Here is a 17,918-nt window from a genome sequence, read left to right on the forward strand (position 1 = left end):
GCTACTCCCTATTGGCTATTCACTTCTTTTTTCAGAGTGCTTCAATACACAGGGCGACGCCCATGCCGCCGCCGATGCACAAGGTGGCGAGGCCCTTCTTGGCGCCGCGGCGGCGCATCTCGAAGACCAGCGTGTTGAAGATGCGGGCACCCGAGGCGCCGATCGGATGGCCGATGGCGATGGCGCCGCCATTGACGTTGACGATCGACGGATCCCAGCCCATGTCCTTGTTGACGGCGCAGGCCTGCGCGGCAAAGGCCTCGTTGGCTTCGACCAGGTCGAGATCGCTGACCGACCAGCCGGCCTTTTCCAAAGCCTTGCGCGAGGCGGGAATAGGCCCGGTGCCCATGATCGCCGGATCGACGCCGGCGGTTGCCCAGGACGCGATGCGCGCCAGCGGGGTGATGCCGCGCTTTACGGCTTCCGCTTCGCTCATCAGCAGCGCACCGGCGGCGCCGTCATTGATGCCGGAGGCGTTGGCGGCGGTCACGGTGCCGTCCTTGTCGAAGGCCGGCTTCAGCTTGGTCATGGCATCGATCGTGGCGCCGTGGCGGATGTACTCGTCCTGGTCGACAATGGTGTCGCCCTTCTTGCCCTTGATGGTGAAGGCGACGATCTCGTCCTTGAACTTGCCGGCCTTCTGCGCCGCCTCGGCCTTGTTCTGCGAGGCCAGCGCGAACTGGTCCTGATCGTCGCGGGTGATCTGGAACTGGCGGGCGACATTTTCAGCGGTGTTGCCCATGTGATAGCCGTTGAAGGCATCCCACAGGCCGTCCTTGATCATGGTGTCGATCATCTTGTAGTCGCCCATCTTGACGCCGGCGCGCAGATGCTCGGCGTGCGGCGACAGCGACATCGATTCCTGGCCGCCGGCGATGATCACCTTGGCGTCACCGGTGGCGATCTGCTGCATGCCGAGCGCGATGGCGCGCAGGCCCGAGCCGCAAACCTGGTTGAGGCCCCAGGCGGTGGTTTCCTTGGGCAGGCCGGCAATGATCGAGGCCTGGCGGGCCGGGTTCTGCCCCTGGGCGGCGGTCAGCACCTGACCGAGTATGACCTCGTCGACCTCGGCGGCATCGACACCGGCGCGCGACAAAAGTTCCCTGATGACGACGGCGCCGAGTTCATGCGCCGGGGTGGCCGCGAAAGCACCGTTGAAGGAGCCGACGGCCGTGCGTGCGGCACTGGCGACAACGATGGAATTGGCAGAGGACATTTTCTTCTCCAGACTTCGAGCTGTCGTATTTTTGGGCATTGTTGGGACTTTTCTTGCCCTTTCCATGATCCAAGTCAAACCGGAAATCGGCATGGCGCCCATGCGCCGCAAGCAGGGCGCGCATTGCTGCGCCCGCGGGCAAGCCGCTGCTGCGCAGCATATTTTGCCTGCTATGCAGCATTATGTGATCCCGCACTGCACAAACTGCTTGGAATTATGAGGCTTTTGCGCATATCCTCGAAAAGGGCGCAATCGTTACCGGCTGCTTACTCAGGCGTGCCGGTGTCCGGGGAGGATGCAGATGGCCGCAAAAGACGATCCGATCATCATCAAGAAATACGCCAATCGCCGCCTCTATAATACGGGGACGAGTACGTATGTGACGCTCGAGGATCTGGCCGACATGGTCAAGAAGGGCGAGGAGTTCACCGTCCAGGACGCCAAGACCGGCGACGACATCACGCATCCGGTGCTGACCCAGATCATTTTCGAGCTGGAAAACAAGGATGGGCAGAACATGCTGCCGATCCCGTTCCTGCGCCAGCTGATCGCCTACTATGGCGACCAGATGCAAATGATCGTGCCGAGCTTCCTCGAACAGTCGATGCTGGCCTTCTCCAAGGAGCAGGAGCGCTTTCGCGAGCAGATGAAGGGCGCGATCGGCAAGTCGCCGCTGGACGTGATGAAGATCGCGACGCCGATCAAGGCGCTGGAAGAACAGACGCGGCGCAACATGGAAATGTTCCAGAACGCCATGCGACTATTCACGCCGTTCCCACCGGCTGGCTCCGCGCCGGCCGCGGCTCCGGCCGAGCCGGCCAAGAAGGAAGCGCCGGAAAAATCCGACGACCTCCAGGAGTTGAAGAGCCAGATCGCGGCCATGCAGCGCAAGCTCGACACGATGTCGTAGAGGCGGCCAGAGCGCATACGGACTACCTCGACTTATTGATGCTTGCCTTCATGGGTCGATCGGCATTTGCCACAATTCCTAGATTTCGTCAGCCTGCCCGCCAAGCGAGCGATAGAAAGCCTTGGCCGGCATGTTGGAGTGCAGCACCGTCCACTTGATGGCGGATGCGCCAATGCCGAGGGCATGGTCGCGCAGCCCTTCCATAAGGGCATGGCCGACCGACATGCCGCGCGCCGTCTCGGCCACGTAGAGTTCCTTCAGCCACACAACCGGCTTCAGGTCGTAAGTCCACGGGATGAGGTAGTGGACGGCGATGCCGACGACCACGCCCTCCAGCTCCGCAACGAACACGCCGAACCGGGGCGATGGCCCCAACCCGTGTGTGATGAGGTCTGCCTCGGTGAGGTGGAACTTGTTATCATAGCCCTCGAAGACGGCCAGCGCCCGCATAAGCGCGAGCACTGCGGCGACATCGTTCTGCTCGAACTGCCGAACCGTAATCGCCGCCATCCGCATGCTTTCCCGTGTCTTCAATGTCGACCATATCGTGCAAACGCTTCCGCGCCAGCCAACGATCATGCGTGCAAAACACCGGGCTCCTGGCCTGACGCGAAGGGGGCGCCTTCATCCTGCCAACCGGTTATACCGCCGATCATGATCTTCACCGGCAGGCCGAGGCTCGCCAGTTTGAAGGCCGCCCGATCCGCGCCGTTGCAATGCGGTCCGGCGCAATAGACGACGAACAGCGTGCCTGCCGGCCATTGCGCCATCCGCTCGGCTGAGATGTCTCGATGCGGCAGATGCAGCGCGCCGGGCACATGGCGGCGTTCATAGGCTTCCGGCGAACCGACGACATGCAGAAGAACAAAATCCGGCTCTCCGCTACGCAGTGTCGCGGCGACGTCGGAACAGTCGGTCTCGACGGAAAGCCGGCGCAAGAAGTGGTCCCGGGCGATTTCCGGCGATGCCACCGGAATGTCTGTCACGTAGCTCATCCACGTATCTCCATTGCTGATGCGACTGGCATAAAGCACGAAGCAGGGCGATTGCAGCTGGCAGCTTTGCCATATATCGTCAAGATCATGCCAAATGTGCCGCCTGCCAATCCGCGCCCTGCCAACCCGCCCTCTGTCAATCCACTTGTCGTTGCCATTGCCTATGACGGCTTGTGCACCTTCGAGTTTGGCGTGGTGGTTGAAGTCTTTGCCTTGCCCAGACCGGAAATGGGCGAAGATTGGTACCGTTTTGCCGTTGCCGGGATCGATGCCGGTGAAATGCGCGCCTTAGGAGGTGTTCGCATCGTCGCCGACGGCGGGACGGATCTGATCGGCCAGGCCGACACGGTGATCGTGCCTGGATGGCGCGGGGCAGAGGCTCCGGTGCCGCCCTTGCTGATCGAGGCGCTTCGGAAGGCACACGAGCGGGGCGCACGCATTCTGTCCATCTGCTCGGGCGTCTTCGTGCTTGCGGCGGCGGGCCTGCTCTCAGGCAAAAAAGCAACCACGCATTGGCGCTACAGCGAGAGATTGAGGGAACTCTACCCCGATATCACCGTGGTTCCTGACGTTTTGTACATCGATGAGGGGAATGTCCTGACATCGGCCGGCAGCGCGGCCGGCATCGACCTGTGCCTGCACCTGGTGCGGCGCGATTTCGGCACCAAGGCCGCCAACATGGTGGCGCGCCGCCTGGTCGTGCCGCCGCATCGCGATGGCGGCCAGGCACAGTATGTCGAGAGTTCGGTTCCCGAGCCGCATGAGCGCAGCCGGCTCGGACCTTTGATCGACCGAATGCGCGCCGATATTTCCGCCGACTATCCCGTTGCCGCCCTGGCAGGCCTGGCCGGGATGAGCGAGCGGACATTTCTGCGCCGGTTCGCGGCCGCAACCGGCGTTACGCCGGCGCGGTGGCTGCTCTCGGAGCGGCTTTCGCGGGCGCGCACGCTGTTGGAAGATACTGCTCTGCCGATCGAGCGGATCGCCGAGACCGCCGGATTTGGCGCGGCGGGCACGCTGCGGCATCACTTCCGTCAGCAATTCGCCACGACGCCCGCCGCGTACCGGGCGCGGTTCGGAACCAATGCCAACTCCGCCTGACGACTTCATACGCTGTCAGGGCAACAATCCCTCATATCGGCCGCGCGGCCGGATGATGCTGCCGCTCACGATCTGCTCGACCATATGCGCGGCCCAGCCGACGCTGCGCCCAAGTGCGAACAGATGGAACGGTGCATCGCGCGGTAGACCGAGGCTGCGCGTCAGCACCGCCAGGGCAAAATCGATGTTCGGCTGGGCGCCGGTCGCGGCAATGGCGGCGGCTTCCAGCGACCGCAAGGTCTCGTCGGGGTTGCCGATGGCTGCGAGAAGCGCCGTGGCGCGGGGATCGCCCTCGGGATAGAGCTGGTGGCCGAAGCCCGGCAAAGGCCGGTCATGGCCGAGCCAGCGCCGGATCGCGGCATCGGCGCCATGCCGAGCCGCGTCCTCGGCCAGCTGCATCACGGCTTCGCCGGCGCCACCGTGGCGTGGGCCGGACAGTGTCGCCAGGCCCGCCAGCAGGCAAGCGGCGGGTGAGGCTCCAGTCGAGGCCGCGACGCGGGCCGCGAAGGTCGATGCGTTGAGCTCGTGATCGGCGAGCAGCACAAGCGCACGTCGGATCGCGTCCGCGCCGCCATCGTCGACCGACCAGCCCCGCGCCAATCGTCGATGCACTGGCTCGGGTCCCGCCTCGGCACCAAGGGCACTGGCCACCACACCGATCGCGCGTGCGGCGTCGGCGCACAGCGAGACGGCGTTGCGGCCAAGCGAAGGCCGGCCCTGGCCGGCCAGCAAAGCAAGCTGCGCAAAGGCCGGGGCACGGCCGGTCTGGTGCGGCGCATCTGGCGTCGACGCTTCGAAGCGGATCGGTTCAGACAAGGCCCAAAGCAGAGCGGCGGTTTCTTCCAGCGTAGCATCGTCGGACAGCGCAGCGGCGTCCCGGCCTCGATAGATGAGGTGACCGTGCCAGACGGTTGAAACCGCCGTGACGATCGACGGCTCACCCCAGGCAATGGCGCTTTCGGCGATGACCGAGGGGCTGCGCCCGCGCGCCCTCCGCGTTGCCAGCGCCGCGATATCGTCGGCTCGGTATTCGCTGCGGCGCGGATCGGCCCGGTCCGGGCGCATGCCAATGCGCCCACGGCTGACATAGGCGTAGAGCGTCTGCGGCCTCACCTTGAGCCTCTCCAGCGCCTCTTCCCGTGACAGCCATTCGGACATTTTTGGCTCTGATATTGATTCTATTGATCAAGATTGATGCTTGTGTCGCCCAGTCTTATCTCCGATCCGGAAAAGCTTCAAGGAGACAAGGCTATGGCGAATGGGCTCGATGATGTGGTGGCGGCCGAAACCGTGCTGTCCGATGTGGATGGCCTGGGCGGCCGCCTGACGATCCGCGGCCATTCACTGCCGGAGCTGGCTGGACGATGGAGTTATCCGCAAGTGGTTCGCCTGTTGCTGGATGGCTTCTTCGAGGATTTGCCTGGCGACGCCGAATTGGCGGTGAAACTGGGCGAGGCACGCGTCGAGGTGTTCAGCCTCCTCCTGCCTTCGCTGTCCTTACTGGCGCCGCTCGAGACCTACAGCGCCATGCGCGCCGGCATGGCCTTGTTGCCGGACGGCGAGACGCTGACGGATGCCTTACGGCTGATCGCGGCGCCAGCGGTGCTGACGCCGGCCCTGTTGCGCCTGCAGCGTGGCGAGCAGCCGATCGCGCCGGACGGCAAGGCCGGTCATGCCGCCGACATGTTGCGGATGCTGAGGGGATCCGTCCCGTCGCCGGCATTGGCAAAAGCACTCGACACCTATCTGGTGACGGTCTGCGATCACGGCCTCAACGCCTCGACTTTCGCCACCCGTGTCGTTGCTTCGACACTGGCCGGGCTGACATCGTCGGTGCTGGCCGGGCTCGGCGCGCTCAAGGGGCCGCTGCATGGCGGCGCGCCCGGCCCGGTGATCGAGATGCTGGATGCCATCCGGGCGCATGGCGATGCGGCCCGCTGGCTGCGCGACGAGATCGCTGAGGGCAGGCGCATCATGGGCTTCGGCCATCGCATCTACCGCGTGCGCGATCCGCGTGCCGATGTGCTGAAGGCGGTGGTGCGGCAGCTCGGCAGCGAAGGCGAAACCGGCCGCCGGCTTGCCTTCGCCGAAAAGGTCGAACAGACGGCGCTCGAGGTGCTGCGGATCGCCAAGCCGCAGCGCGCGCTGCAGACCAATGTCGAGTTCTACACCGCGCTGGTGCTGGAAGCGGCGGGTTTTCCGCCGCAAGCCTTCAGCAATGTCTTCGCCGCCGGGCGCGTTTCCGGCTGGATCGCGCATGCGCGTGAACAGCAGACTACTGGACGGCTGATCCGGCCGCAGTCGCGCTATGTCGGCCCGGTGCCGGATCTCGTCGCCTAGGCTTCCTGCTTGTTTCGAAAGACTCAGGGGCCCCGCCGCTGAACCGGAGGGGCTTTTCGGCATGACCGAAATTTCATGTGATCACGCGACCGTGTTCGTGTTCTTGCCTTGGTCCGCCCTTATATGCTGCACTGCAACATAGGCCGGCGATAGCTGCTTCTTCCAATGACGTTGGGGCAGGCCGGCGCATCAAGATGACAGGAACGCCATGACGAAGAACGGCAAGGCGGAGGAAAACAAGAAGATCAACATCGCGCTTCAGGGCGGCGGCTCGCATGGCGCCTTTTCCTGGGGCGTGCTCGACCGGCTGTTGGAGGACGGCAGGCTGGAGATTTCGGCCGTCTCCGGCACGAGCGCCGGCGCCATGAACGCCGTGGCGCTGGCCGACGGATATGTGCGCGGCGGTGTCGATGGCGCGCGCAAGAAGCTGGACGATTTTTGGCGTGCTGTGGCGGCGAAAGGCCGGTTCAGCCCGGTGCAACGCATGCCGTGGGATGTCGCCTGGGGCAACTGGTCGATCGAGAACTCGCCGGGCTATGTCTTCTTCGACACCATGTCGCGGGTGTTCTCGCCCTATGTCGCCAATCCGCTCGGCCTCAATCCGCTGCGCGACGTCGTTGCGCAGGAGATCGACTTCAGGAATGTCCGCGCCTGCAAGTCGATGGAGTTGTTTATCTCTGCCACCAATGTCGAGACAGGGCAGTTGCGGGTGTTTTCCGATGGCGAGATCGACCTCGACACGGTGATGGCCTCGGCCTGCCTGCCGCAACTGTTCCGCGCCGTCGAGATCAAGGGCGTGCCCTATTGGGATGGCGGCTATGGCGGCAATCCGGCGCTGTTTCCGTTCTTCAAGACCGCGGCGACGGAGGATGTGCTTTTGGTGCAGATCAATCCGGTGGTGCGCGAAGGCACACCAAAGAGCGCCAACGAGATCCAGAACCGCATCGACGAGATCACCTTCAATGCCGGGTTGCTGCGCGAATTCCGCTCGATCGCCTTCGTCAAGGAACTGATCGCCGCCGGCCGTCTGCCGCATGGCGAGTATCGCGACATCCGCATGCACCGCATCGATGCCGACGAGGCGTTCAAGGATCTGTCGGCATCATCCAAGATCAATGCCGAATGGGCCTTCCTGAGCTATCTCAGAGATCTCGGGCGCACCGCCGCCAGCGACTGGCTGGAAGAGAACTACGACGCCGTCGGCAAGCGGCCGACGCTCGATCTCTCCGGTGAACTCGATGACGGCTTCAAGCCAGTGCGAGGACCGGCGCCTGGGCGCCGGGTCAAGGAGTTTCTTGCAGCGCGCAAGAACCCGGAAGCGGAGCGCCGCCGGGCCTGAGCCCACCGGGTGCCGAAGGAGCGATAACCGATCTAAGTCTGGCGCTGCCCGGCTATCCTCGGAATCGATCAAGACCATCAGCGAAGTGTTCTGGAAGTCGGAGTAGGTTTCCAGGGCGATCCGGCAAGGCAGCAACCTTTGCGTGCGGGGAACGCTTCATCATGCTGACGCCTGCTGCCACCGACATGCCGACGATGCCGCTCGGTATTGTTGGTAGATGAATAGCGGAACGACAGACACCGCTCGTGCAAATGGTGCGGAAAATCGTCCGGGTTTCCGCAGCCGCACCGTGCGCGTGGCAAGTCATGAACTTGTGAGCCACGCCGATCCCAGACATTCCGGTGCACGGGGTACCGATGATCTCGACGCTGGGTTCCATGTAAACGAACTGGCCTCCGGGCGGTCCCGTCCTGATTGGTTCGCTTTAAAAGTTCGCGAGCAATTCCAATGGATTGGTCAAGCTCACGGATGCCAGGTTTGATATTGTTCGGTGACCGAAAATGATCTGGTCCGTCAGTCAAAATCCGCATCAGGGTAAACAATCCGGCGGGTGATGACGCCTGTATTTCGACGAGCATCGCGCTGCTTATCGGCAATGGCGGATCGGTCGTTCGGGACTGGTCTCGGGAGAGCAGATCGTGAGCCGACTGCAAGCCCGCTGAACCGGTATTTTAGCAGATCGAAAAGAGTTTCGCGGCGGCCACACCTTGCCCGGCTACGCAATGCAGCTGCAACTTTCGGACTATATTGCAGTGCAACTTTGATGTAGAAGCACGCTCGCCTATCACGGCAAATTGAACACGGTCAGGCGCGCACCCATATCGGCGACGCGCCCGCGTCATGAAGGCGCGGTGCTGGCCGAACCCGCAGTGGAAAAATGACGATGCCTAAAATCAGGTTTCACAAGCTTGCAGCCATTGTTGTGCTCATTGGTTTCGCGGCGTGGATGGGGACAGGCGAATTCTCGTCGGTCGGCAGCGTAGCGGCCAACAAGGCCAAGGCAGCCGAGGTCGAGCAGGGCAAGGCGCCGGATGCGAGCAAGCCGAAGACGGCGGAAGCCGAACCGAAGGCGCCGCTGCGCACGGTTGCCGTGGTGACGCCGCCGCGCAAGACCTATGCGCGCGCCATCCGCATTTCCGGGCTGACCGAGGCCGACAAGCGCGCCGTGCTTGCCACCCGCGTCGCCGGCGTCATCGACAAGCTGCCGGTCAAGCAAGGCGATCACGTCAAGACCGGTGATCTGGTGCTGATGCTGGCGGCCGAGGAAAAGATCTCGATGGTCGACAACGCCAAGCAACTCGTGGCTCAGCGCCAGGCAGAACTGGACGCGTCGCTGCGGCTGATGAAGACCGGCAATTTGCCCAAGTTGCAGCTCGACACCGCCCGTTCCAATCTGACCCTGGCGCAGTCGCAGCTGGATACCGCGCAGGCCGAGCTTGACCGCAACGAAGTCAAGGCGCCTTTCGACGGCGTCATCGACCGGGTGCCGGTGGAACTCGGCAGCTCCGTCATGCAGGGCGGTGAGGTGGCGACCATCCTCAAGCTCGATCCGGTGATCGCCCGGGGCGAGATCAGCGAGCGCGACCTCGGCTATCTCAAGATCGGTGACAAGGCCAGCGTTCGGCTGGTCAGCGGCCAGACCGTCCAAGGCACCGTGCGCTATATCAGCCGCGATGCGTCGTCAGCGACCCGCACCTTCCGTATCGAGGTTGCCATCCCCAATGCCGACGGCTCGGTGCCGGCCGGCATGACGGCGGAAATCCAGCTCAGCGCGCTGCCGACCGACGCGGTCCTGCTGCCGCGCTCGGTGGTGACGCTCGGCGACAAGGGCGATCTCGGCATCCGCGCCGTCGGCAAGGACAACAAGGTGGCGTTCTTCCCGATCGATTTGGTCGACGACACGCCGACCGGCCTTGTGCTCGGCGGCATCCCGGCCGATGCGCGCATCATCGTCGCCGGCCAGGAACTGGTGAAGGAAGGCGATGAGGTCAAGCCGGTCGAGGCCGACCAGGCGACCATCAACAAGCTGATCGGCGAAGCCACCGCCGGCACGCAGTAGCGCAGGGGCGCCGGCGCCGGGCCTTGCCCGGCGACGTCCGTCCGTTCGCCGAAATCAACAGCAGGCACAAGTCATGGATATCGTCAGACTCGCAATCAACAATGCCCGCCTGACCATCTCGGTCCTGGTCTTCCTGCTGATTGCAGGCTGGGTCGCCTATCAGTCGACGCCGAAGGAAGCGGAACCCGACGTTCCGATTCCGATGATGTATGTCAGCCTGATCTATCAAGGCATTTCGCCGGAGGATTCCGAGCGCCTTCTGCTGCGGCCGATGGAAAGCAAGCTGAAGAGCCTGAAGGGCCTCAAGGAGATGCGCTCTGCCGCCTTCCAGGGCGGCGGCTATGTGCTCGTCGAGTTCCAGCCGCAGACAAACCTGGCGACCGCGCTGCAGGATACGCGCTCCAAGGTGCAGGACGGCAAGGCCGATCTGCCGCAGGCGGCCGAGGAGCCTGTCGTCACCGAGGTCAATATTTCCGAATTCCCGGTGCTCGTCGTCACCTTGTCCGGCGAATTGCCCGAACGCGTGCTGGCCGCCGCCGCACGCGAACTGCGTGACCGCATCGAAGAGGTGCCGGGCGTTCTCGAAGGCTCGCTGCAGGGCTCGCGCGACGATCTCGTCGAAGTCGTCATCGATCCGATGAAGCTGTCGTCCTACGGTTTGCAGCTCGACCAGCTGATCGGCGCCGTAGGCGCTTCCAACAGCCTTGTCGCCGCCGGCAACATCGAGGGTTCGGAAGGCAAATATGCCGTCAAGGTGCCATCACTGATCGAGACGCCCGAAGATGTGGCTGCACTCCCCGTGGTCGCCGGCCCCAATGCCGTGGTGCAGGCCAAGGACATCGCGACGATCCGCTCGACCTTTGCCGACGCCACGACGATCACGCGCTTGAACGGCAAGCCGGCCATCGCCATCGAAGTCAAGAAGCGCATCGGCGCCAATCTGATCGACACGCTGACGAAGGTCAGGGAGGTGTCCGATACCTTCGTCAAGACGATGCCCGAGGGGATGCACGTCACCTACACCCAGGACAAGTCGGTCTTCGTCAACCAGTTGCTCGGCGACCTGCAGAACCACGTGATGATCGCCGTCATCCTGGTGTTCATCGTCATCCTCTACGCGCTGTCCGGCCGTGCCTCGCTGCTCATTGGCCTCGCCATCCCGTCGTCCTTCCTGATCGGCATCCTGTTGCTCGCCATGATGGGCTACACGATCAACATGATCGTGCTGTTCAGCCTTATCCTGGCCGTCGGCATGCTGGTCGATGACGCCATCATCGTCACCGAATTCGCCGAACGACGGATGAGCGAGGGCATGCCCAAGCAGGAAGCCTTCGCGCTTGCCGCCAAGCGCATGGCCGGTCCGGTCATCGCGGCGACGATGACGCGTATCGCCGCCTTCTCGCCGCTGCTGTTCTGGCCCGGCATCATCGGCGACTTCATGAAGTACATGCCGATCACGCTGATCGTCACGCTGTCGGCCTCGATGCTCTACGCGCTGGTCTTCGCGCCGACGCTGGGTGCGATCTTCGCCAAGGCGCCGCAGCATCATGAGGATGACAATCGCGACGGCTGGTACATGGCGGTCGTCAAGCAGGCGGTGCGCTTCCCCATCACCGTGATGGTGCTCACCGTCGTCTTGCTGGCCGGCATCTTCGTTGGCTATTCGAAGTATGGCGCCGGCGTCGAGTTCTTCCCGAGTGTCGAGCCCGACTACGGCCTGCTCTATGTGCACGCCCGCGGCAACCTTTCGCTGGCCGAAATGGACACGGCGACCAAGATTGCCGAAAACCGGCTGCTCGGCTGGCCAGGCGTGAAGTCGGTCTATACCCGCGTCGGCAAATCCGACGGCGGCGGCCAGGATGTGCCCGAAGACGTCGTCGGCGTCATCCAGTATGAGTTCATCGACTGGCGCGAGCGCAAATCGGCGAACGATATCCTGAACGATCTGCGTGGTGTCATGGCCGGGATTCCCGGCGTCGACGTCGAGGTTCGGGTGCCGGAGGCTGGCCCGCCGACAGGCAAGCCGATCCAGATCAGGCTTTCGGCCATCGATCCCAAGGGATTGGACGAGAAGGCGCGTGCGGTGGCGGCGCGTATCGCCAAGGTACCCGGCGTCATCGACATTTCCGATGGCTTGCCGCCGCCCGGCGTCGACTGGGCGCTTGAGGTCGACCGCGCCAAGGCAGCGCAATATGGCATCAGCCCGACTTCAGTTGGAACGGTGGTGCAGCTTGTCACCAACGGTCTGAAGCTCTCGGAATACCGGCCCGCCGGTGCCGACAAGGCCGTCGACATCCGCCTGCGTTTGCCGGAGGACCGGCGCACGCTGTCGACGCTCGACGAGCTCAGGGTGCAGACCTCGCAAGGATCGGTGCCGATCTCCAACTTCGTCGTTCGCAAGGCGAAGCCGAGCGTCGGCATCCTCAACCGCATCGACGGCGCCCGCACCGTGGTGGTGCAGGCCAACGTCAGCGCCGGCGCCCAGGTCGCTGCCGTTCAGCAGGAGGTCACCCAGGCTGTCACCGATATGAATCTCGGCAGCGGCATCCGCTGGAAGCTGGCCGGCTCGAACGAGGACAGCGCCGAGGCCAGCGCCTTCCTCAGCAAGGCCTTCGGTGCGGCGATCTTCCTGATCTTCCTGGTGCTGTTGGCGCAGTTCAACAAGTTCACCAGCGTCTGGCTGGTGTTGTCCTGCGTGGTCATGGCGACGATCGGCGTGTTCCTTGGGCTGCTGATAACAGGCGAGACGTTCGGCATCGTCATGTCCGGCATTGGCGTTATCGCGTTGGCCGGCGTGGTGGTGAACAACAACATCGTGCTGATCGACACCTATGACCGGTTGCGCGAAGAAGGTTGGGACAAGATGGAGGCCGTGCTGCAGACCTGCCGCGAGCGTGCGCGACCGGTGGTGCTGACGGCGGTGTCGGCCATTCTCGGCGTGCTGCCGATCGCCTTCGGCCTGGGGTTGGAAATCTTCCATCACGAAACGACGATCAACGCGCCGTCGACGCAATGGTGGATTTCGCTGTCGTCGGCGATCGTCTTCGGCCTGTCCTTCGCGACCGTGCTGACGCTCGTGGTGACGCCGTCGATGCTGATGGTGTTCACCCGCGCCAAGATCAAGCCTGGCGCACGGCGCGGTCTGTTCAGCCGGCTGTTCCGGCGCGGCAAGGGCGAGATCTCGTCGGATGCGTCGACGGTGGATGCCGGCGCGGAACCCGCTATCGTCTTTCCAAAAGCTGCCGAGTAGGCCGGCTTGCCAATCTGACTGGCAAAGGCCGTCCGGAACAACCGGGCGGCCTTTTGCATTGTCCCCCCGGGGCAATGAGAAGACATTGCCCCGAAACAATGCGCGGGGAAGTCTCATGCCAATCACCACCATCGTCATCATTGTCCTGATCCTTATCCTCATCGGCGCGGTGCCGGCCTGGCCGCATTCGCGCTCCTGGGGTTATGGACCGTCGGGCATTCTTGGCGTGGTGCTGGTGGTGGTCGTGGTGTTGCTTCTGATGGGGCGGCTCTGAGCGGGCGCGCCGCCTCCAGCATTGCGTTCAGGCAGCTTTCGACGTGACCTTCACAGTGGCGATGCCGATGTCCTCAAGGGCCTGGGCGACCGCCTGATCCAGCGGCGTGTGCGGGATTTCGCCGATGATGCCTTCCAGCCGCGTCGAGGCCAGTTGGTGCGGTTCGAAGCGCAGATAGGACATCGAGACGATCTCGCGCCACATCGCCACGAACGGGCTGCCGGCGCGCAGCACCCACCAGGGCATCGAGGCCATCTTGAGCGGCCGCCCGAGCGCCTTCTCTGCGGCGGCTTTGATCTGCAGATCGGTGATCGCGTGGCCGGGAAAATTCAGCGCCTCATAGGAGCCGAGCTTGTCGAGGTTCTTGGCTAATGCGACGAAACCCACTGCGAAGTCCGGCAAATAAGCCCATTCATGCACGAGGTCGGCGGGGCCGGGCGCGGTGTAGATGCCTTTGCTCATCTTGGCGGCGACGACCAGGTCGAACCATGAGCCGCTGCCGGTGCCGCCGAAGAAATCGCCGGCGCGTAGCAGAATGGTGCGCACCCGGCCAGCGTCCGCTTCGCGGCGGAACAAATCCTCCATGGCGCAGCGGATGCGGCCCTTCTCGGTCGTCGGATGGAATGGTGTGTCCTCCGTGATCACGGATGGCATCGGCGAGCCGTAATTGTAGACGGTACCGGGGAACAGATGCAGCGAGTCATTGGCATGGCACGCGGCCATGACGTTTTCGGCCATCGGCAGGCACTTGCCCCAGTCGGTGTAGATCGGGTTGAGGCCGTTGAAAATGATATCGACACCTTCGGTGGCACGGATCAGCGACTGACGGTCCAGCGCATCGCCGGCAACCGCCGTGGCGCCTTCGAGTTCGGCCGGCACCTTGCCGCTGCGGGTGACGGCGCGGACGTCGAAGCCGGCGTCGATGAAGGCTTTGGCAACCACGCGGCCGAGCCGGCCATTGGCGCCGAGAATTGCGATCTTGGTCATTTGAGTTCTCCTTGGTTGGTGGTTGCAGTCCGTATCGGTGTTTGCAGGGTGAATATGATTGCCTCATCGATGAATTGAAATTGACCATGGATGCAGGTTTGATATTCATTATTGAATGGAAGACATCGACTGGAACCTGATCAAGAGCTTCGTCACGGTGGCGGAAACCGGCAGCCTGTCGGCCGCCGCGCGAAAGCTGTCGGCCAGCCAGCCGACGCTTGGCCGTCACATCGGCGAGCTGGAACAGGCGCTCGGCGTCACGCTGTTCCGGCGTGGGCGGAGCGGCTATGCGCTGACCGAAGCCGGCGCCACGCTGTTCGAGCGCGGCAAGGCGGTCAGCGAACAGGCGAGTGCGTTTTCACGGCTGGCGCTGGGTTCGGTGGAGGCAATCGAAGGCACGGTGCGCATTGCCGCCAGCGAAGTTGTGGCGGCCTATGTCTTGCCCGGCATGATGGCGCGGCTCGGCATCGAGGAACCCGGCGTCGAGGTCGAGATCGTCGCCTCCAACCAGGTCGAGAACCTGCTGCGCCGGGACGCCGACATCGCCATCCGCATGGTCAAGCCGGCGCAGAACGAACTGGTGGCGCGCAAGGTCTGCGATATCCCGCTCTGCGCCTGTGCGGCCATTTCCTATCTCGAGAGGCGCGGCCGCCCGCTCGGGCCGGCCGACCTCGTCGACCACGCCCTGATCGGCTTCGATCGCAGCGACGAGATGATCAGGGGCTTTGTCCAGCATGGCATCCCTGTCACCCGCGGCAGTTTCCGCTTCAGGGCCGACAACCAGATCGTCCTGTGGGAGGCGGTGCGGGCGGGAAACGGCATTGGCCTTGGCCAGGAGCCGCTGGCCGATCGCGATCCGCTGGTGGAGAAGGTTCTGCCTGGCCTGCCGCTGCCAAGCCTGCCGGTGTGGCTCGCCATGCATCGCGATGTGCGCAGCAGCGTGCGCATCCGCCGCGTGGCGGATTTTCTCCACGAGGAGCTGAAACGCTATTCGGCGGGGGCGGCGGCGAATTCGGCGCGGTGAGCGAGGCCCGCCATCAGCAAGACGACGATCAGCAGCACCGACATGGCGATGAAGATCGGCCCGAAGCTGGAATGTTCGGCGACGAAACCAATCGCCGACGGCGCCACCAGAATGCCGGAATAGCCCATGGTGGTGACGACGCTCATGCCGGTACCCGACGACATGCCTTCCTGGTTGCCGCCGGCCGAAAAGAGGATCGGCACCATATTGGCGATGCCGAACCCGCAAAGCGCAAAGGCGGCGATGGCGAGCCAGGGTGACGGCGACAGGCCGGCGACCAGCATGCCGGCGGCGGCGACAATGGCCGAGCCGCGTAGCGTCGTCACCGCGCCAAAACGGTTGCGCACGCCGTCGCCGAAAAAACGCATGATCGCCATGACGCCGGAAAAGGCCGCGTAGGCAAGACCGGCGATGGCAAGGTCGGCGCCAAGCTCCTGCCGGAGATACAATGCCGCCCAGTCGAGCACCGCGCCTTCGGAGACCATCGTCAGCAGCGCCATCAGGCCGATCAGGTAGACCAGCGGGTTTGCCGGCAGCGTGAATTTATGATGCTCGGCCGCCTGCGGCTTGTCCTCGGCGACGAGATACCCGACCGCCATCGCGATCGCCGCGAAGGCAAGCACCGTCACGACCGCGGCATGGGCGAGGTGGCCGTAGTGCTGGATGGCAAAGCCGCCGAGCGCGCCGCCGGCGAAACCGCCGAGGCTCCAGAAGCCGTGCGAGGACGACATGATGGCGCGCGACATTTTTCGCTCGACTACCACCGCATTGGCATTCATGGCGACATCCATGCCGCCGATCGAGCCGCCGAAGATGAACATGGCGATGGCCGCCAGCGGCACGTTGGGCGCCAGTGCCACGACCAGCAGGCCGAGGCTGCCGCAAAGGCCGAACCAGCGCAGCACGGTGCGCGAGCCATGCTTCGAGATCAGGTGGCCACACCAGGTCATGGCCGTGACCGCGCCGGCGCCGAACAAAAGGATCAACAGCCCAAGCGTGAATTTCGAAATGTCGAGCCGGGTCAGGAACACCGGGATCTGCGGCGCCCAGCTGCCGGTCAGGAAGCCATTGGCGAGGAAAATGGCCGCCACGGCCCATCGCCCGCGAATGGCAGTCTGCATGGCGTTCGATGCATTCATGAGGCGAATCCGGTCCGAAAATGGCTTTGCGCGGCAAATTAGATCGATTCAATTTGTAGTCAAGAACCGGTAGCAGCGAATGCTTGGACCAAACACAGGCGTGAAGTGATCGAGGGTGTATCGATGGAGGACCTAGTGGTCCTTGGGACGCCTGGCCTCGAATTCGGCCTTCTTGGCATCGGAGGCTTCCGTCTGGTTGAGCGCCTGCCACTCGGCATAGGGCATGCCGTAGACGATCTCACGCGACTGGTCCTTGGAGAGATCGACGCCCTCGGCATTGGCCGCTTCGCGATACCAGTTCGACAGGCAGTTGCGGCAGAAGCCGGCGAGGTTCATCAGGTCGATGTTCTGAACGTCGTTGCGTTCCCTGAGATGCCCGACCAGCCGGCGAAAGGCGGCGGCTTCGAAATCGCGCTTCTGCTCGTCGCTGAGTTCAGTCATCGAAACCTCCGTCATAACGGCCCGGTGCGCGAGCCGAACATCTTCACGACATGTATATCGGGACGGCGGTCGATCGCGTCAACGATTGGCGCCAGACGCTCGGCCCAGGCGAGGGCACCCTTCTGGTCGGATATCAGATCCTGGCGGATCTCGATCAGCGCGTGGGCATAACCGTTGACGATGGCATGCTTGAACATGGTGTCGCCGCGCAGTGCGCCGTCATAAGGCTCATTGTCGCCGACGATGAGCTTTTTATCCTCGGCCAGCATATCGATCAGCGGCCGCGCCACCCGGTCGTCCAGATCCCAGAGAATGCCGACATGCCAGGGACGTTGCCTGCCCTGCATGACCGGCGTGAAGGAGTGCACCGAGAAGATGAAGGGCGCCTGGCCGGAAGCCTGCGCCACCGAAGCGATCATGGCGCCGACGGCGTCGTGATAGGGCCGGTAGAAGCGGTCGAGCCGCCTTTCGCGTTCCTCCGGCGCCATGGGATAGTTGCCCGGCACGACGGTGCCGTCATAGAGCTGGCGAATGAGCGTCGGGTCGTCTTCGCCGCGATTGGGGTCGATCAACAGCCGCGAAAAATTGGCGATCAGCGCCGGCACGCCGAGCGAGGCGGCGAGTTCGCGCGTCACCGCCTCGACGCCGATATCGTAGGCGATGTGGCGATCGAACTCCGCCGCGGGCAGGCCGAGGCTGCCATACTCCTCGGGCAGGTCGCGGCGGGCATGATCGGCCAGAAGCACGACGCCCCGCTTGCGGTCGCCCTCGACAATGTCGAAAGGCGCGAAAACTGTGGATCGGGTCATTGGCGGGAAATGGTCTGTTCGCTGGCTTCCGGGG

The 17,918-nt window shown here is 63.8% G+C and carries 17 protein-coding genes; 9 read left to right on the forward strand and 8 right to left on the reverse strand.

Features of this window, described 5'->3' with window-relative positions; translation table 11 throughout:
- Window positions 1-31 precede the first annotated feature (31 nt).
- The gene (locus tag AC1D05_RS26525; RefSeq protein ID WP_477444665.1) at window positions 32-1,216 is read right to left on the reverse strand and encodes an acetyl-CoA C-acetyltransferase; all 1,185 of its coding nucleotides are present in this window, start codon (window positions 1,214-1,216) and stop codon (window positions 32-34) included.
- Here AC1D05_RS26525 and AC1D05_RS26530 point away from each other — a divergent pair.
- Together AC1D05_RS26530 and phaR are read left to right on the forward strand one after the other, a co-directional pair.
- Window positions 1,197-1,436 (forward strand): hypothetical protein, encoded by a 240-nt coding sequence (locus tag AC1D05_RS26530; RefSeq protein ID WP_477444666.1) that lies wholly within the window; start codon window positions 1,197-1,199, stop codon window positions 1,434-1,436. The genes AC1D05_RS26525 and AC1D05_RS26530 overlap by 20 nt on opposite strands.
- Before the next feature lie 81 nt (window positions 1,437-1,517).
- A complete protein-coding gene (phaR, locus tag AC1D05_RS26535; protein WP_477444667.1) occupies window positions 1,518-2,126 on the forward strand; it encodes a polyhydroxyalkanoate synthesis repressor PhaR in 609 nt (202 codons plus the stop codon).
- Between the two features lie 78 nt (window positions 2,127-2,204).
- Here phaR and AC1D05_RS26540 read toward each other — a convergent pair whose 3' ends face one another.
- Entirely contained in the window at window positions 2,205-2,636 is a 432-nt protein-coding gene (locus tag AC1D05_RS26540) for an N-acetyltransferase family protein (RefSeq protein WP_477444668.1), read from the reverse strand.
- Window positions 2,637-2,701: 65 nt separating this feature from the next.
- Window positions 2,702-3,121: a rhodanese-like domain-containing protein gene (locus AC1D05_RS26545; protein ID WP_477444669.1), complete on the reverse strand. Its 420-nt coding sequence runs from the start codon at window positions 3,119-3,121 to the stop codon at window positions 2,702-2,704.
- Between the two features lie 87 nt (window positions 3,122-3,208).
- Here AC1D05_RS26545 and ftrA point away from each other — a divergent pair, with 87 nt between their 5' ends.
- A complete protein-coding gene (gene ftrA, locus AC1D05_RS26550; RefSeq protein WP_477444723.1) occupies window positions 3,209-4,222 on the forward strand; it encodes a transcriptional regulator FtrA in 1,014 nt (337 codons plus the stop codon).
- Between the two features lie 15 nt (window positions 4,223-4,237).
- Here ftrA and AC1D05_RS26555 read toward each other — a convergent pair whose 3' ends face one another.
- Window positions 4,238-5,380, reverse strand: a complete 1,143-nt coding sequence (locus AC1D05_RS26555) for a citrate/2-methylcitrate synthase (protein WP_477444670.1) — start codon at window positions 5,378-5,380, stop codon at window positions 4,238-4,240.
- Window positions 5,381-5,473: 93 nt separating this feature from the next.
- Here AC1D05_RS26555 and AC1D05_RS26560 point away from each other — a divergent pair, with 93 nt between their 5' ends.
- From AC1D05_RS26560 to AC1D05_RS26580, 5 genes are all read left to right on the forward strand, one after another.
- On the forward strand, window positions 5,474-6,562 hold the full coding sequence (locus tag AC1D05_RS26560) for a citrate synthase/methylcitrate synthase (RefSeq protein WP_477444671.1): 1,089 nt from the start codon (window positions 5,474-5,476) through the stop codon (window positions 6,560-6,562).
- 208 nt (window positions 6,563-6,770) lie between these two features.
- A complete protein-coding gene (locus AC1D05_RS26565) occupies window positions 6,771-7,901 on the forward strand; it encodes a patatin-like phospholipase family protein (protein ID WP_477444672.1) in 1,131 nt (376 codons plus the stop codon).
- Window positions 7,902-8,784: 883 nt separating this feature from the next.
- Window positions 8,785-9,960 carry an efflux RND transporter periplasmic adaptor subunit gene (locus AC1D05_RS26570; protein WP_477444673.1) on the forward strand — a complete coding sequence of 392 codons (1,176 nt, stop codon included), beginning with the start codon at window positions 8,785-8,787 and terminating at the stop codon, window positions 9,958-9,960.
- A gap of 73 nt (window positions 9,961-10,033) precedes the next feature.
- Window positions 10,034-13,210 carry an efflux RND transporter permease subunit gene (locus AC1D05_RS26575; RefSeq protein WP_477444674.1) on the forward strand — a complete coding sequence of 1,059 codons (3,177 nt, stop codon included), beginning with the start codon at window positions 10,034-10,036 and terminating at the stop codon, window positions 13,208-13,210.
- Window positions 13,211-13,325: 115 nt separating this feature from the next.
- The gene (locus AC1D05_RS26580; protein WP_477444675.1) at window positions 13,326-13,484 is read left to right on the forward strand and encodes a DUF3309 family protein; all 159 of its coding nucleotides are present in this window, start codon (window positions 13,326-13,328) and stop codon (window positions 13,482-13,484) included.
- 27 nt (window positions 13,485-13,511) lie between these two features.
- Here the strand turns inward: AC1D05_RS26580 and AC1D05_RS26585 are convergent, their stop codons facing one another.
- Window positions 13,512-14,471 (reverse strand): SDR family oxidoreductase, encoded by a 960-nt coding sequence (locus AC1D05_RS26585; protein ID WP_477444676.1) that lies wholly within the window; start codon window positions 14,469-14,471, stop codon window positions 13,512-13,514.
- 115 nt (window positions 14,472-14,586) lie between these two features.
- Here AC1D05_RS26585 and AC1D05_RS26590 point away from each other — a divergent pair, with 115 nt between their 5' ends.
- Entirely contained in the window at window positions 14,587-15,495 is a 909-nt protein-coding gene (locus tag AC1D05_RS26590) for a LysR family transcriptional regulator (protein WP_477444677.1), read from the forward strand.
- On the opposite strand, the gene AC1D05_RS26595 is transcribed toward AC1D05_RS26590, so the two are convergent.
- The 3 genes from AC1D05_RS26595 to AC1D05_RS26605 form a co-directional block, all read right to left on the reverse strand.
- Window positions 15,459-16,634, reverse strand: coding sequence for an MFS transporter (locus AC1D05_RS26595; protein WP_477444678.1), 1,176 nt, complete (start codon window positions 16,632-16,634; stop codon window positions 15,459-15,461). The two genes, AC1D05_RS26590 and AC1D05_RS26595, sit on opposite strands and share 37 nt — an antisense overlap.
- A 132-nt stretch (window positions 16,635-16,766) precedes the next feature.
- Window positions 16,767-17,075, reverse strand: coding sequence for a DUF1244 domain-containing protein (locus AC1D05_RS26600; RefSeq protein ID WP_477444679.1), 309 nt, complete (start codon window positions 17,073-17,075; stop codon window positions 16,767-16,769).
- An 11-nt stretch (window positions 17,076-17,086) separates the two neighbouring features.
- On the reverse strand, window positions 17,087-17,884 hold the full coding sequence (locus tag AC1D05_RS26605; RefSeq protein WP_477444680.1) for an N-formylglutamate amidohydrolase: 798 nt from the start codon (window positions 17,882-17,884) through the stop codon (window positions 17,087-17,089).
- Window positions 17,885-17,918 lie beyond the last annotated feature (34 nt).

This window comes from Mesorhizobium sp. P2_E9 (assembly GCF_056403815.1).